Source organism: Klebsiella sp. Sb-30, assembly GCF_057652795.1.
On sequence record NZ_CM172749.1, the window covers coordinates 4274991 to 4289904 of the forward strand.

Consider the following 14914-nt stretch of genomic DNA (forward strand, 5'->3'; position numbering starts at 1 on the left):
ATGGCTATTTCATTAGTAGAAAATGGAAAGAAGAAAGAAGGTGTTATCGACTTTACACCCTATTTCAACAAAATTAAGCACAAGCTTATCTGGTGCCTGCTGGTGGTTATTCTGGCGGGGGCAGCTGCGTTTATCCTGACGCGATTTATGTCATCCAGCTATACGGCGACGGCGACGGTGCTGTTTAAAGCTCAGGCCCAGGATGTTACGCCGTTGCCGCGGCTGGAAAACTATGATTCCACCCGCAATGATTACTACGAAACAAAGTATGTGTTAATGAAGTCGCGGGTTGTTCTTGAATCCGCGGTCAAAACCCTGAAACTAGACCAAGATGAGGAGTTTAACGGCGGTAACAACCTCGACGACGCGACAAAACTCAACAACGCCATCCGCGCCTTGCAAAAAGAGAGCACCATTTCTGGCGTGAGAGCCACCCAGTTAGTGTCGGTTTCTATGGAAGCCAAATCGGCTGAGAAAGCGGCGCTCATCGCTAACGGCGTTGCCCAGGCATTCATCGACTACAGTCTGCTGTTGAAGCAGAAATCATTGCTCCAGGCCCAGGGCTGGAACGAAAAAATGATGGATGACCTGAAAAACAAGATGACGCAGCAAAAAGCTGACATTGATGATTTCCTGAAAAAGAACGGATTATTAACCTTCCGGAGCATGGACGGTTATGAAACCGAGCAGCTCGGTATCACCATTAACCATCTTGCCGACGCCACCCAGCGTCGTCTTAAGGCGCAAACCATCTGGGATAAAGTCCGCCGCCAGCAGGGAAAAACACCGGAAGAGATCATTTCACTGCCGGACATCTCCGGCCACCCGCAAATTCAGGATTTGCGAATTGCGTTAACCCAGACGCGGCGTAACCTCTCGGAAGCGGCAAAACACTATGGTCCCGACCATCCAAAATATCGCCAGGCTCAGGCGCAGTTGCAGGTAGTCAACAGCCAGATAGGGCAGGTTCTCGGTGAGTTGTTAAACGGTTTACGCCAGCAGTATCAGATTGCGCTGGATGATGAGCAACGTTATCAGCAGATGCTCAATGCGCAGAAAGGTAACTTCCAGGAACTGGCGGCGAAACGCGATAAGTACAACACCATGATTACGGAGCTAAGCAAAACCGAAGAGCTGTATAAATCGTTGTATCAGCGCGCCAATGAGCAAAAGCTATCCGAACAATTCTCCGTTGCGGATGAAGTTATTTACGATGCCGCCGTTCCGCCAGATTTACCATCGAAACCGAACCGCGGCTTATTGATTGTCATGGTGGCCATGATGGCGCTGGCCGTGTATGTCATGTATCTGATAGTCAGCACCGCATTGGATAAAACGGTGAACAGCATCAGTGAACTGAAAACCAAAGCCATGCTTGATGCCAGTGGTGAATTCCCGCGGCTTGCTCATCTAGAGAGTGCGAAGGCAGCGTTCCGCGATGTGGTGTACGCCGACATGATCCACAGCCTGCGCCTGGCGTTGCTGAACAAACTCGATCGCCCGGGCACCATTCTGGTCACGGCCGTTCGTTCACCATCGGGCAGTAGCCTCATTGCCGAACTGCTGGCCTGGTCCAACAGTAGGGCCCACAAAACCCTGCTGATTGATCTGGACTACCTCACGAATACGGGATTATCAGCCAGATGGTCGCAGCATAAAGACGGTTTTAGTCAGTATCTTAACGGGCGATGCCAGCTGGAACAGGCGGTGATTACGTTGGGGGAAAACCTTGATGTCATGCCACGCGGCGAACTCGGTGACTCCTCTTTATTAGTACTGTCGTCCGGGAAGCTCACTGCCCTCCTGAAATCATTGCAGCAGACGTATCACACGCTGATCCTCGATATGCCGTCGCTCAGCCTGGCGCAGGACAGCTTGCTGCTGGCACCGCATGTCGATGTGGCGCTGTTGGTGATCAAAGCAGCTGAACAGGCGGGGCATATCCGGGATGCTGACAGGAGACTGCGTGCAGCGGGAAGTCTGCAGGTAGCCAGTATGCTCAACCAGGTGGCAGAAGAAAATCTGCAAACTCAGGAAGGTCGACGCCTGCCCGAACGCGGTATGCGCGAACTTATCTCACCGAAGCAGAGCTTATGAATTTAATAAAAAGCATTTCATCCATCGCCAGCTCTTCCGTCTTGTCACAACTGATCGGCGCATTTTCTGTCTGGCTGATCTCCCATCGCTACGGTATGGCGGAAGTGGGGCATTACGCGATGATTTACAGTAATGTGCTGATTGGCGCGCAGGTCTGTACCTTTGCTTCACAGTTGTTAATCCCCCGTCAGGAAGATCATGAACTCGGACAAAACGTGGTATTTTGCCTGCTGCAAAGCTTTATCATGGCAATTCCGTGGGCGATCATCACAGGGCTGATTTTTGAGCTAAATATCGCCTTTCTCTATCTGATGACATTCGGCTATGCGCTGGTCTTGATTGCGGAAAACCTATCGCTGCGAGGCGGGAATTATCAGTTTTTGACCTTTCAGCGTATCGCGGTCTCGCTGGTAGTGGCGATCGCGCTGCTGATCATGCCCAATCCCACCTTGTTCTATCTGGCGTGGATGGTTGGAATTCTGCTGCTCCTGGGCACCTGTCTGCTACGTTTGTTCAACTTCAGAACGCTGACGCTGGCGCACTTTTCTCCCACCATGAATGGTCGTTTTCTTCGCGAACACTGGCAGCATGTCAGCCGGGTGGGTAGCGCTGAAGTACTGGCCATGGCCAGCAACAACCTGCCAACCATGCTAATTAATGTCTGGTTTTCACCGCTGGTTGCCGGCTATTTTTCCGTTGTCAGTCGCTTCTGCCTGTCGCCGGTCATGATCATTGGCAATGCGGTACGTAACTCTATCTTCTCTAAATGGTCGATGGATTTTCGACACAATACCTTTAATTATCATGAATATAAAAAGGTCCGTTTATTACTGATGGCTACAGCGATGGTTTGCATGGTGGGGATCTGGATTTTCTATCCTCTGATCATGCGCCTGGGCTTCAGCCAGGAATGGCTCAACTCCATCCCGACATCACGCTACATGCTGCCCTATCTGTTTGCCGCCCTGGCCGTCAGTCCATTGACCGTCATCGAGTTAATTTTTGGCTCAAAACGTTACTTCCTGCGTATCCAACTGGAACAGCTGCTGATTATCGGCGTGGCATTTGTCGTGATGCCAAAAATGGGCATAGGTTATGAAATTTCGTTGCTGGCCTTTTCGTTGCTTACCAGCGTACGCTACCTGTTCATCCTGCTGAAAATGAATGCCCGGGCGAAAAAACTCTCATTGCAGGAGCAGAAGGCATGCAGCTGAATACCGGTCGTTATCTGGAAGCATTCGCCCTGATGACCATCATCTTCTGCGGGACCGTGCAGTATTTCACCGGTATTGTAGCGGTACTGTGGATACCGTTTTTTATGGTGCTGATCATGGTTGTGCTGCTGATGATGCAGAGCAATCCGCAGCCGCTGACGCTCAGCACACGTGAAAAGCTGGTACTTCTCCTCTATCTGACGTTTATTATCCTGAGCCTCTCCTCGACAGTTTTACAGTCCGGAGTTGTGACTACTATCGTTGGTTTTAAGAACGAGCTGGCGTTGTCGCTGGTAATGTTTTGCATGTTGCTCGGTATGTTTCGTGAATCTCAGCTGCACCGTTTAACTCATTTATTCTACTGGTTGTTTTACATACAGTTTCCGATTGCTATCTATCAGGTTCTGTTTGTGGTGCCCCAGCGTGTTGCGATACGCGGGGAAGATGAAAAGTGGGATTCGGTTGTCGGTACCTTCGGCGGCGATCCGATGGGCGGTGGGAATACCGCGGCCATGGGGATGTTTTGCCTACTGATCATGTTGTTAAAAGTGTCCGAATTTAAGCACGGTATTTGCTCCTTTAAATCCATGGTTATACATATCGTGCTGGCTTTTGTGCTCTGTATCATTGGTGAAGTTAAATTCGTTATTCTGCTTTCCCCTTTCCTGCTGGTCTTGCTTTGGATCATGCCCGGCTATGTCAGCGGCGTCAGTAAAGTCAGCCTGCGTTCGCTGCTGATTATTGCCGCAGGAACGGTGGTATTAATTTTTTGTGCCATTACCATTCTTGCCGCTAACTATTCTGCCGCATTTGGCGGTGATCCGACAAAAAGCGCGTTCTCCGTGTTTATCGACTCTCTCGGTTATATTTTTGACACTAACTACATCATGGATAGCGGCGAGCTGGGGCGATTTACCACCATTTTCTTTTGGCTTCAGCACAATGAACTTTTCGGCCCCGGCGGAATGCTGTTCGGTTATGGCCTGAACGCTACCAACAGCGGAAGTACCGTATCACCTGGCTATATTGGCGCCTGGTTCCACTTAATTCTCGACTCCACGGCGTTGAGTATGCTGCTTTGGGAAGTCGGCATTATTGGCGTCGTGGTATTTATTGCCATGATAACCTCGATTCTTATTTCAATGCGGCCAAAAGAGACATTTTCGCGATACGACCTGAAGCGAGAGGATTTACAGCTGCTCAGTTCAGCACCGGCATTTTATGTCTTTGCTATCGGCTGTTTACTTAGCCTCCCCTATAGCCAGATCCTGATGATCATTCCCATGCTACAGTTCTTATTATGGCTGGCCCTTGGGGCGCTGATTATCATCCACCGCTCTGTTCGTTTGAATTCCGGTATCTAATATGAATAAAACTCCGTCCATTACCGTCAGCATTAAGACTCTGAATGAAGCTCAGGGAATTGAAAAAACGATCGACAGCGTGCGCAAGCAATTACAGCCTTATCCTCATCAGATCATCGTAGCAGACAGCCTCTCCACGGATAACACCCGTGAACTGGCGGTGGCGAAAGATGCGATGGTTGTCTGTCTGGATAACGCCAAAGACCGCTGTTGCGGTATCGGCCACCAGCTGGGCTGGCTCTTCAGCGAAGGGGATTATCTGCTGCTTCTGGATGGGGACATGGAACTGGAACCAGGATTCCTCGACACGGCGATCGCTTTTCTTGAAGCCCATCCGGAATATGCTGGCGTGGCCGGGAGCGTAGAAATGGACGATGCTTCCAATTATGAATTCAAATCACGTAAGCAGCGTCTGCATCTTATTTATCCTCTGGGCGACACGGATCATCTTGGCGGCGGCGGTCTTTATCGTCGCTCCGCCATAGAAAAAATTGGCTATCTGACCAACCTCAATCTGCACGGCTATGAAGAAGCAGAATTAGGCATTCGTTTACAGGCGGCAGGTTATAAACTGCATCGTCTTTCCACCCCCTACTTTAGCCATGCCTCTTACACCATGCCCACATTTAAGATGCTCGCCTATCGCTGGAAAAATGGTTTTTTATGGGCGCCAGGCGAACTATTGCGCAACTGCTGGGGAAAACCCCATTTTCCGGCAGCGTTTAGGATTGTACGCAATGAACTGATATTTACGGTATATCTGCTCATTTTATTCGTCTGTCTTCTTTCGTTGAACCTCAAACTGATCGCTATCACGATCCTCCCCCTGCTGGCATTTATTGCCCTTAAAGCGATCAAGAATAAATCCCTGAGAGACGGTGTACAAAGCGTCATCAACTTATCGCTTTTTTCCGCAGGCCTACTGCGAGGCGTCATTAATTCGGTCAAAGATCCGATGAAACGACCGGCGGTGATCGTTACCAATCCAAAGCATATCAAGACAGAAAATGAAAATATTATTCGTTAATAAGTTCTTCTTTATTAAAGGAGGAGCGGAAACTGTATTCTTCCAGGAGCGGGATGCCATGCTGCAATCTGGTTTTCAGATTGTTGATTTCAGCATGGTGCATGCCGAGAACAAGCCTTCGCCCTGGGCGTCGTTTTTCGTACATAACGTGGATTATCATAGTAGTTATGGTCTGCCTGGGAAGATAAAAGCTGGTATCGACTTTATTTATAATGCTGATGCATGCAAAAAGCTCAATACCTTGTTGCTTCAGGAGCAGCCGGATATTGTTCACTTCCACAATATTTACCATCAGCTCACACCAGCACTCATTGGCATCGCCAAACGTTTTGGCTGTAAAACCGTATTGACCGCACACGATTATAAGATTGTCTGTCCGTCCTATACGATGCTGCGTGATGGTCACGTTTGCGATGACTGTATTACGGGTTCAGTAATGAATGCCTTCCGTCATCGCTGTCAGCAAGGCGACACCGGTAAAAGTCTGCTGCTCTCTCTGGAAGCCTACTGGCAGAAATTTGCCAAAAACTACGCCATGCTCGATTCCATCGTCGCGCCGAGTGAATTTATGCGCCAGACTCTACTGCGTAAATTACCCAACGCGCGGATTGACGTCATCGTCAACGGAATAGATGCCAGCGCGACCATTCCGGGCGATACCGCGGGAGATTATTTCCTCTACATTGGCCGTCTGAGCCGGGAAAAAGGTGTCGCTACCCTGGCACAAGCACAGCAAAAAATGCAGCAAAAGATGCCGCTTAAAATCATCGGCGATGGCCCGTTAAATGCCGATCTACGTTCACGGTTTAGCGGTCCGGAATTCCTCGGCTATATGCGCCATGGAGAGGCCCTCAACGACTTGATACGCGGGGCCAGGGCAGTGATTGTCCCTTCTGAATACTATGAAAACTGCTCGATGTCAGTCCTGGAAGCTATGGCCTTCGGTCGGCCTGTTGTTGGCGGTAACATCGGCGGGATTCCTGAACAGATTCGCAACGGTGTTGACGGCTATCTGTTTGAACCCGGAAATGCCGATGCGCTAGCGCGGATGATGGACGATCTGGCGGCCAACCCGCAGAAAGCCCGTGAAATGGGGAGTAATGCTCGCCAACGTTTGCAGGATAAATACGATCTTGCCCACCATATGCAGGTACTACGAGCGCTCTATCAGCAACTCGTGGGAGAACAATAATGAAGCTCAAAGTGACGGTTCTTGGAACCCGCGGAATCCCTGACGTTCAGGGTGGAGTAGAAACGCATTGTCAGAATTTATATCCGGAAATTTATCAGCAAAATCATGCTGATATTTGTGTAATCGCCCGTTCACCCTACGTAAGTTATCACCATAGCGAGTATAAAGGTGTTCGTCTGAAAAGCCTGTGGGCACCGAAAAGCCGGAAATTCGAGGCGATTATTCACTCGACGCTGGCGGCTTTCAGCACCTTGTTTGATGGTTCAAATGTAGTCCACGTCCATGCCGTTGGCCCAGGTCTGGTTGTTCCCCTGCTTCGCCTGCTGGGCAAAAGCGTCGTCTTTACCCATCATGGGCCGGATTACGATCGCCAGAAATGGGGAAAAATGGCCAAAGAGATGTTACGCCTGGGAGAGAAGTGGGCCGTAAAATATGCCAACGAGGTTATCGTTATCTCAGAAGTCATCAACCATCTGATTACAACCAAACATGGCCGGACCAACGCCAACGTAATTTATAATGGCGTACGCCAGCAGGCGCTCCCTCCACCGGAGTCTATGGCTGCAACGTTGGATAAATACGCATTGAAAACAGGCCTGTATATTGTGGCCGTTGCCCGCTTCGTTGAGGAAAAAGGTCTCCATGATCTAATAGCCGCCCACGAAACCGCACAGTGCCAGGTTCCTCTGGTGCTGATCGGTGACGCAGATCATCCTGATGAATACAGCCAGCGCCTGAAAAAACAGGCGGCAGAAAGTCCCAATGTAATCATGACCGGTTTTATCAGCGGTGAACCTCTGCAGACGTTATTTTCGCAAGCCGGGTTGTTTGTCCTGCCTTCATACCATGAAGGTCTGCCGATTGCGCTGTTGGAAGCAATGTCGTGGTCCTTACCGGTGGTCGTCAGCGACATTCCGGCAAACCTGGAAATAGGTCTGTCATCCGATGTTTACTTCCCGGTCGGTAACGTTACTGCCCTTGCGCAAAAATTACGGGCCTGGAGCGGCGCTGGCGCCGTCGATTATAGCCAGCTGATGCCGAAGTATCGCTGGCCAGAAATTGCTGCTGAAACCACACGAGTGTATCAGCGCCTGATTGACAGGAATGAAGAGTGACGAAACCGACATTCGAACGGGTAGTTGAGCGTTTCTATGCCTCGCTCGATACAGAGGTAGAGGCCTCGTTGACCCTGGAACAAAAACGTGGAATTGAGCAGGCGCTAGTCAGAGCCACCCTCTCTTCTCGTCATAGTATTGATTTTCGCCGCAGCTTTCCTTTTCTTCATCGACGTTACTTTGTGGTATTTTTGTTCGGCCGCGATCTACGCAAAATTTCACGGGACAGCACCCTCGGACGAATTTTTTCGACGTTGGCAATTTCCATCGCCCTGCTGATAGGTATTTTGTCGGTGCTGCTGATGCTGTATATGTTCAAATCCGCGTTAGGTATTGATGTTTTTAAGAACTTCCATATCGGTATCTGGACATGGTTTGTCAACCTCCATGATAAAGTGAACTAACGATGGCTGTCACTTACCCCCGCGCGATAGATCTCCTGACGACGCTTCTGCTCTCATGTGGACTAACCTCTTTGCCCGCATGGGCTGAACGGATCGTTGTCTCTCCTCCTGCCTTCAACGGCATATTGACCAATCCCGGGATGGGCGTATCCAGCTTTCATGATGGCTACGGACAAAAACCAACGCCAGAGCAATATCCTGACACCGGCTTTGAATATGACCGCTTTTACTGGAATGAACTGGAACCACAGGAAGGGAGCTATCGCTTTGATCTCATTGACCATGCGTTCACCGTCGCGGCACACCATCAACCGGCTATGAACGTCGGCCTGCGCTTTATGGCGCTGGATGAGCCACAGTCAGGTTCTAAAATACCCGACTGGCTAATTGCAAAAGGCATAAAAGGCCAATGGGTCGCCAACGGCAAAACGTTTGTACCGGACCTCAGCGATCCTCTCTTTGTCTCCTACGTACAGAAGCTGCTAAACGCACTGGGTGCCCGCTATGATGGTCATCCTGAACTGGCGTTCATCGACATTGGCATCGTGGGTTCATGGGGTGAGTGGCACAATTCCAATTTTACCGACGTGCAGCCCTTACTGGAAAAATATACGCCAGAACAGCTCAATCGCTATGTGGATATGCACTTCTCCAGCTTTCCCAAAACACCCAAAATTATGCTCATCAGCGGTGGTGATTCCCTGGCCTATGCCAGCCAAAAAGGCGCTGGATGGCGCGCAGACTGCTGGGGGGACTGGCATAATTTTACGCCGGAATGGAGCCATATGCGCGATGACTATCCCCAGCGTCTGGCGTCAGCCCAGGCCACATATCCTGGAATGCAGACCCGTTGGCAAAAGGCACCGGTAAGTCTGGAAATTTGCGGCTATATGAACGAATGGCAAAACGTGCAGCACTACACTCGCGAAGAGGTTCAGGCAACCTTTGACTGGGCTTTACAGCAACATGCCAGTACGTTGAATCTGAAATCCCGCCCGGTCCCCGTGGAGTATCGCGATATCGTCGATCGGGCGCTATTACGCATCGGCTATCGTTACCGCGTGAGCCAGCTTCAGTTGGAGAGCTCTGTCCCCCCGGGCCAGCCCCTAATCGTGGATGTCATCTGGCACAATGACGGCGTGGCGCCGGTATATCTTCCGTATCAGGTGCAATGGCGAGTCGTGAATGCCCGAGGGAAGGTCGTTGCCCGGAAAACAACCCAGGACGATGTCCGCCAATGGCTACCCGGCAGCTATCAGAGCCAGTTCACCTTTGCACTGCCCTCAATCCTGACAGCCGGGAAGTACCAGCTGGAGGTGGCCTTAACCAACGATCGGGGCACACCGCGCATTCGCCTTGCCAACGAAGGTGGAAATGCTGAAGGATGGTATCCGATGGCTTCATTTAGCATTAAGGAATAACTATGTTTGAATCCATTCGACAGGTTGGAGAAGAAATCAAGCACGCCGGTGGCATGAAAGCAAAAATCGCCATCCTGCTTTACCGTCTGGCGACATTATTTCGCAGCCGCAATCCGATTTGGAAACTGTGCGCGATTCCGTTTGTGATCCTCAATAAGATCATTAATGAATGTTTATTTTGCGTCGAGATTCCATGGCAAGCACGTATCGGATACGGATTAAAGCTCTTTCATCCACATTGTATCGTGATTAATCGGGGCACGGTCATTGGCAGCAACTGTACTTTGCGTCAGGGGGTAACGATCGGGAGCGTCGCCGATAGCAACGGGCATGAAAGCATCAGTCCGCTCATCGGCGACAATGTTGAATTCGGGGCGCATGCGGTTGTGATTGGCCCGGTTACGTTGGGTGATAATGTCAAAGTGGGTGCCGGAACCGTTGTGACCAAAGATCTGCTTGATGGTGCGATTGTCGTAGGCCAGCCGTATCGTATTTTAAAAACGGACTAAATCATCGCGCTACCCAGCCCGATTCACTGATAAAAAAATCCACGCGCTCGGGCGTGGATTTTTTTCGATATAACCAGATAATCGGCGAGATATCAGGCGCGCAGTCTGAGCGGCTCGCTAAAGTCATCGGCGGGTTCCAGCTTCAGGCTGAATGTCGCCAGCAATGCGTTAGCCCGATCGTGGAAATCACGCAGCGTTTTCTCAAGTTTCTCGCTGACTTCCGGATCGTCAATAGCCACCGGCCGCCAGCTCCCTTCTTTATCGAACAGGCCAAACTGATAGCTGTAAGTGAAGCGTGATGCCTGCGCTTCCATCTCCATCCACCATCCCCAGAACTCTCGTTTTTCCGGGGCGGGTTTTACATTGACGCAAACTGCCAGGCAATCGAAAAAGAAGCGGTTGTCTTCACACTGTTCTTCACGAATATAAGGGCCAAGAGCCGTGAATTTCTTAATCAGCTTACTCTTGAGGTGTCCACTCGGTAACGTCATTGCGATCTCCTTTAGTGATGCAACTGTTTTACCAAATCAATAAAATTTAGCAATATATTAACTAAATCTCTGATTGATCCAGCGGGCAATCTGGCGCAATGCGCGATCGAAATTGTGATAAACGGGCTTAAATGGAATCTCCAGCAGCTTACCATCGGCGGATGACGACGTAATTAAGCGCGATTCCTCTTCCGGGCTGAACGGATCGTTTTTCCAGAAGCCAGAAAGCATCGGCGTCGGACAGCGACGGCCCAGAAGCCCCTGGGTTTTTAATGAGTAGCGGTTCAGCTCTATGCGCAATGCTTCATCAGATGCATCGTGCATGCCCAGCCGCGATGCCAGAACGTCGAGATACATTTCCGGAACCCGGCCCTGGTGCAGCGGATCCACCAGCAGGTTATGCACCACCGGGCCGAGGCAGGCCACGGCTTTTAAGCGCTGCGGCTCCAGATAACCCAGACGGACGGCGACATTCGCCCCAAAACGGAAACCGAACGCTGCAACCCGGGTATGATCGACCCACGGCACATTCGTCAGGTGCCGCAACGCATGCTGATGCAGCAGGCTGGTATCCTGGGTTAGCTTCCATTTTGACGAGAAGCCTATCGAAGGCATATCCAGCGTCAGCATGGCAATCCCCAGCGGCGCAAAATAGTTCTCATACAGGCTGTAGTAGTCCGTCTGCAGCGCATCCAGACCGCCGCACATCAGGACCACCGGGAACGGACCTTCGCTCTTCGGCATATGTAAAAAGCCGGTCACCGGCGCGCCGCCGGGCACAGGAAACTCCAGCTCGCGCAGCTCGCCCGGCAGGCGAAGAGCCGCCTCTTCATAGGCCCGATTAGCCAGCGCCTGCGCCTGCTCCGCCAGCTCATCACCTTTAATATGTGGGTAGGCGGCAATGCTATAGAGATTGGATGCATGCAGCCAGTGGCGCCCGCTGCTCAGCGGATCGGCTTCCTGCCCGGCCTTTTGCTGCCAGATCATCGCCTGTTTGGCCCATTCGAAAATCCAGTTGCCGCCGCGATAGCCCACCACGGTGTCATAAAGCTCCGGATCCGTACGCTCAGCATCGCTCATCACAATGCGCGCCTGCACATCCAGGATCTCCCGTGGCGCCACGCCGCGCCAGATCCACATCAGACGGTTAATCAAGCGATACCAGTGATCGACATTGCTCCCGTCGAGCGCAGAGTGGATCGGCTGTTGCGAACCTGACGCAAACCGGCGCACCAGCGTAGACGTTTCTGGATGTTTGAATCGAGGTTTAAACAGTGTTTCGCTAAGGTTAGCTTGTGACATGTGCAGCCTCCATCGTGTTGCCACTCCGGGCTATTGTAACCTGCATACGGGCAAAAAAAACCACGCCCGGCATAACCGGGCGTGGTAAATAGCACTCACCTTGTAAATTAACGACCTGAGATCGGCGGTACGAACACCACGCCCATGTCCCACGGTTGTTCAATCCAGGTATCCTGCGGGATATCAACAACATAATCATCAACCAGCGGACGACCAGCCGGTTTAGCAAAAATGGTAACGAAGTGTGCTTTTGGGTACATTTCGCGAATAGCGACGGCGGTACCGCCGGTATCGACCAGGTCATCGATCACGATGAAACCTTCACCATCACCTTCAGCGCGTTTCAGGACGGTCAGCTCGCGCTGGTTATCGTGGTCGTAGCTGGAAATGCAAACGGTATCAACATGACGAATACCCAGTTCACGCGCCAGTAATGCACCCGGTACCAGACCACCGCGGCTTACGGCAATAATGCCTTTCCATTGTTCAGAAGGCATCAGACGATTGGCCAGTTTGCGGGCGTGAATCTGCAACATGTCCCAGGTGACGACGTATTTTTCGCTCATGTGAAGTGTCCCAGCCTGTGTTATACGGCTTAAATGATGTTCGAGGGGGAAAATGGTTGCGCGAGATTATAGAGATCTGACGCACTAAAAACCAGTGTTAAGCGGCCATCCCAGCGCTTTTTGCGTTGTTTACACTACCAGTCGGCGTGGAAAGTGGTATTCTCAACCCCACCGCGCAAGCCTGCGCCTGTTGTATTTTTTATTGCTAACCCTCGACCTGCAAAAGACTTTTGCAGGCGATCGTAAGGAGACTCATCGTGTCTGAATTGTCTCAATTATCCCCGCAGCCGCTATGGGATATTTTTGCCAAAATCTGCTCCATTCCCCATCCGTCCTATCACGAAGAACAACTCGCTGAACACATCATGGGCTGGGCAAAAGAAAAAGGCTTACACGCAGAACGCGATCAGGTTGGCAACATTCTGATTCGTAAGGCCGCCACGGCCGGTATGGAAAACCGTAAACCGGTTGTTCTGCAGGCGCACCTCGATATGGTGCCGCAGAAAAACAACGACACCGTTCATGACTTCACTAAAGATCCGATTCAGCCATATATCGATGGCGAGTGGGTCAAAGCGCGCGGCACCACCCTGGGCGCGGATAACGGCATCGGTATGGCTTCTGCGCTGGCAGTGCTGGCTGATGACAGCGTCGTACATGGCCCGCTGGAAGTGCTGCTGACCATGACCGAAGAAGCCGGCATGGACGGCGCGTTTGGTCTTCAGGCTAACTGGCTGCAGGCCGATATCCTGATCAATACCGACTCTGAAGAAGAGGGCGAAATCTATATGGGTTGCGCCGGCGGTATCGACTTTACCTCCAACCTGACCTTAACCCGCGAAGCGGTGCCGGCAGGTTTCCAGAGCTTTAAGCTGACCTTAAAAGGGCTGAAAGGCGGTCACTCCGGCGGCGAAATTCACGTCGGTCTGGGGAACGCCAACAAGCTGCTGGCCCGTTTCCTCGCCGGTCACGCGCAAGAGCTGGACCTGCGTCTGGTCGATTTCAACGGCGGCACCCTGCGTAACGCCATTCCGCGTGAAGCTTTCGCTACCGTCGCGGTCGCGGCCGATAAGGTCGATGCGCTGAAAGCGCTGGTCGCCACCTATCAGGACATCCTGAAAAACGAACTGGCGGCAAAAGAGAAAAATCTGGTGCTGCTGCTGGACTCTGTCGTCAACGACAAAGCGGCCCTGACCGTGCAATCCCGTGACGGCTTTGTGCGTCTGCTCAACGCCACGCCAAACGGTGTTATTCGTAACTCTGACGTGGCAAAAGGCGTTGTCGAGACCTCTCTGAACGTCGGCGTCGTGACCATGACCGATGATAATGTTGAGATCCACTGCCTGATTCGTTCGCTGATCGACAGCGGCAAAGATTACGTCGTCAGCATGCTGGATTCACTGGGTAAACTGGCGGGCGCGAAAACCGAAGCCAAAGGCGCATACCCTGGCTGGCAGCCGGACGCGAACTCACCGGTGATGCATCTGGTGCGTGAAACCTATCAGCGTCTGTTCAACAAGACGCCGAACATCCAGATTATCCACGCCGGCCTGGAATGCGGTCTGTTCAAGAAACCGTACCCGAACATGGATATGGTCTCCATCGGGCCAACCATTACCGGCCCGCACTCTCCGGATGAGCAGGTGCATATCGAAAGCGTTGGTCAATACTGGACGCTGCTGACGGAACTGCTGAAAGCGATTCCTGCGAAGTAAGTTACGGTAATAAACGGTCCGGATAGCGGCGCGTGGCGCCTTATCCGGGCCGTCTCACCTTCTCCATACGGTAATTAATAAACGTCTCGCCGCGCACCGCCACCTGCTGTTCTTCCACGACCCTGAAACCATGCCGTTCAAAACACGGTTTTGCCGTAATGCTTGCGTCGACCGTCAGGGAGCCATGCGGTATCTGCGTAAACAGTTCCTGGAGTAGCGCGCTGGCAATACCCCGGCGGCCATACTCCGGCGCCACAAACAGGAGATCGATATAGCGGTCCACGGCGGTGATAAACCCCACAGGACGCTGGTCCATCGCCGCGACCCATACCAGAGACTCCCTCATTTTGTGCCGCCAGCGGGTCTCGTCTATCTGCGCCCAGGCGGCTATCTGGCGGGGTGAATAATCATGACTGGCGGTCTCTTGTACCGCGCGCAGAAAAATGGCGCACAGCGCAGTAAAATCATCGTCGCGATAAGGTCTGATCTTCAGCATC

Annotated in this window: 14 protein-coding genes; 10 read left to right on the forward strand and 4 right to left on the reverse strand. The window is 51.8% G+C overall.

Annotated features, from left to right (window positions below; genetic code table 11):
* From AC236I_RS20040 to AC236I_RS20080, 9 genes are read left to right on the forward strand one after another with little or no spacing between them, the layout of a single operon-like run.
* Positions 1-2097, forward strand: a complete 2097-nt coding sequence (locus tag AC236I_RS20040; protein WP_487608617.1) for a GumC family protein — start codon at positions 1-3, stop codon at positions 2095-2097.
* On the forward strand, positions 2094-3311 hold the full coding sequence (locus tag AC236I_RS20045; protein ID WP_438303752.1) for a lipopolysaccharide biosynthesis protein: 1218 nt from the start codon (positions 2094-2096) through the stop codon (positions 3309-3311). Before AC236I_RS20040 ends, AC236I_RS20045 begins: the two co-directional genes overlap by 4 nt.
* Positions 3302-4675: a capsular biosynthesis protein gene (locus AC236I_RS20050; RefSeq protein ID WP_438303751.1), complete on the forward strand. Its 1374-nt coding sequence runs from the start codon at positions 3302-3304 to the stop codon at positions 4673-4675. The genes AC236I_RS20045 and AC236I_RS20050 overlap by 10 nt, the downstream gene beginning before the upstream one ends.
* Position 4676: 1 nt before the next feature.
* Entirely contained in the window at positions 4677-5702 is a 1026-nt protein-coding gene (locus AC236I_RS20055; RefSeq protein WP_438303749.1) for a glycosyltransferase family 2 protein, read from the forward strand.
* Complete coding sequence (locus AC236I_RS20060) at positions 5683-6894, forward strand: glycosyltransferase family 4 protein (protein ID WP_438303748.1); 1212 nt, start codon at positions 5683-5685, stop codon at positions 6892-6894. Before AC236I_RS20055 ends, AC236I_RS20060 begins: the two co-directional genes overlap by 20 nt.
* Positions 6894-8009: a glycosyltransferase family 4 protein gene (locus AC236I_RS20065; RefSeq protein ID WP_438303747.1), complete on the forward strand. Its 1116-nt coding sequence runs from the start codon at positions 6894-6896 to the stop codon at positions 8007-8009. The genes AC236I_RS20060 and AC236I_RS20065 overlap by 1 nt, the downstream gene beginning before the upstream one ends.
* Entirely contained in the window at positions 8006-8413 is a 408-nt protein-coding gene (locus AC236I_RS20070; protein ID WP_487608618.1) for a hypothetical protein, read from the forward strand. Before AC236I_RS20065 ends, AC236I_RS20070 begins: the two co-directional genes overlap by 4 nt.
* A 2-nt stretch (positions 8414-8415) precedes the next feature.
* Complete coding sequence (locus tag AC236I_RS20075) at positions 8416-9834, forward strand: DUF4832 domain-containing protein (protein WP_487608619.1); 1419 nt, start codon at positions 8416-8418, stop codon at positions 9832-9834.
* Positions 9835-9836: 2 nt separating this feature from the next.
* Positions 9837-10343 (forward strand): serine acetyltransferase, encoded by a 507-nt coding sequence (locus tag AC236I_RS20080; protein ID WP_487608620.1) that lies wholly within the window; start codon positions 9837-9839, stop codon positions 10341-10343.
* 92 nt (positions 10344-10435) lie between these two features.
* Here AC236I_RS20080 and crl read toward each other — a convergent pair whose 3' ends face one another.
* The 3 genes from crl to gpt form a co-directional block, all read right to left on the reverse strand.
* Complete coding sequence (crl, locus tag AC236I_RS20085; protein WP_004858274.1) at positions 10436-10834, reverse strand: sigma factor-binding protein Crl; 399 nt, start codon at positions 10832-10834, stop codon at positions 10436-10438.
* Between the two features lie 57 nt (positions 10835-10891).
* Positions 10892-12136: an esterase FrsA gene (frsA, locus tag AC236I_RS20090; RefSeq protein ID WP_487608621.1), complete on the reverse strand. Its 1245-nt coding sequence runs from the start codon at positions 12134-12136 to the stop codon at positions 10892-10894.
* A gap of 107 nt (positions 12137-12243) precedes the next feature.
* Positions 12244-12702 carry a xanthine phosphoribosyltransferase gene (gene gpt / locus AC236I_RS20095; RefSeq protein ID WP_004858267.1) on the reverse strand — a complete coding sequence of 153 codons (459 nt, stop codon included), beginning with the start codon at positions 12700-12702 and terminating at the stop codon, positions 12244-12246.
* A 257-nt stretch (positions 12703-12959) separates the two neighbouring features.
* Between gpt and pepD the strand changes: the two genes are divergently transcribed.
* Positions 12960-14417, forward strand: coding sequence for a cytosol nonspecific dipeptidase (gene pepD, locus AC236I_RS20100; RefSeq protein WP_004858263.1), 1458 nt, complete (start codon positions 12960-12962; stop codon positions 14415-14417).
* A 40-nt stretch (positions 14418-14457) separates the two neighbouring features.
* On the opposite strand, the gene AC236I_RS20105 is transcribed toward pepD, so the two are convergent.
* Positions 14458-14910 carry a GNAT family N-acetyltransferase gene (locus tag AC236I_RS20105; protein WP_032724333.1) on the reverse strand — a complete coding sequence of 151 codons (453 nt, stop codon included), beginning with the start codon at positions 14908-14910 and terminating at the stop codon, positions 14458-14460.
* Positions 14911-14914 lie beyond the last annotated feature (4 nt).

What these genes read in the sequence shown, in the direction of transcription:
- AC236I_RS20040 (WP_487608617.1), top strand. Translation starts at nt 1, where the DNA reads ATGGCTATTTCATTAGTAGAAAATGGAAAGAAGAAAGAAGGTGTTATC.
- crl (WP_004858274.1), bottom strand. Translation starts at nt 10,834, where the DNA reads ATGACGTTACCGAGTGGACACCTCAAGAGTAAGCTGATTAAGAAATTC.
- AC236I_RS20050 (WP_438303751.1), top strand. Translation starts at nt 3,302, where the DNA reads ATGCAGCTGAATACCGGTCGTTATCTGGAAGCATTCGCCCTGATGACC.
- AC236I_RS20080 (WP_487608620.1), top strand. Translation starts at nt 9,837, where the DNA reads ATGTTTGAATCCATTCGACAGGTTGGAGAAGAAATCAAGCACGCCGGT.
- AC236I_RS20075 (WP_487608619.1), top strand. Translation starts at nt 8,416, where the DNA reads ATGGCTGTCACTTACCCCCGCGCGATAGATCTCCTGACGACGCTTCTG.
- AC236I_RS20045 (WP_438303752.1), top strand. Translation starts at nt 2,094, where the DNA reads ATGAATTTAATAAAAAGCATTTCATCCATCGCCAGCTCTTCCGTCTTG.
- frsA (WP_487608621.1), bottom strand. Translation starts at nt 12,136, where the DNA reads ATGTCACAAGCTAACCTTAGCGAAACACTGTTTAAACCTCGATTCAAA.
- AC236I_RS20055 (WP_438303749.1), top strand. Translation starts at nt 4,677, where the DNA reads ATGAATAAAACTCCGTCCATTACCGTCAGCATTAAGACTCTGAATGAA.
- AC236I_RS20065 (WP_438303747.1), top strand. Translation starts at nt 6,894, where the DNA reads ATGAAGCTCAAAGTGACGGTTCTTGGAACCCGCGGAATCCCTGACGTT.
- AC236I_RS20060 (WP_438303748.1), top strand. Translation starts at nt 5,683, where the DNA reads ATGAAAATATTATTCGTTAATAAGTTCTTCTTTATTAAAGGAGGAGCG.
- gpt (WP_004858267.1), bottom strand. Translation starts at nt 12,702, where the DNA reads ATGAGCGAAAAATACGTCGTCACCTGGGACATGTTGCAGATTCACGCC.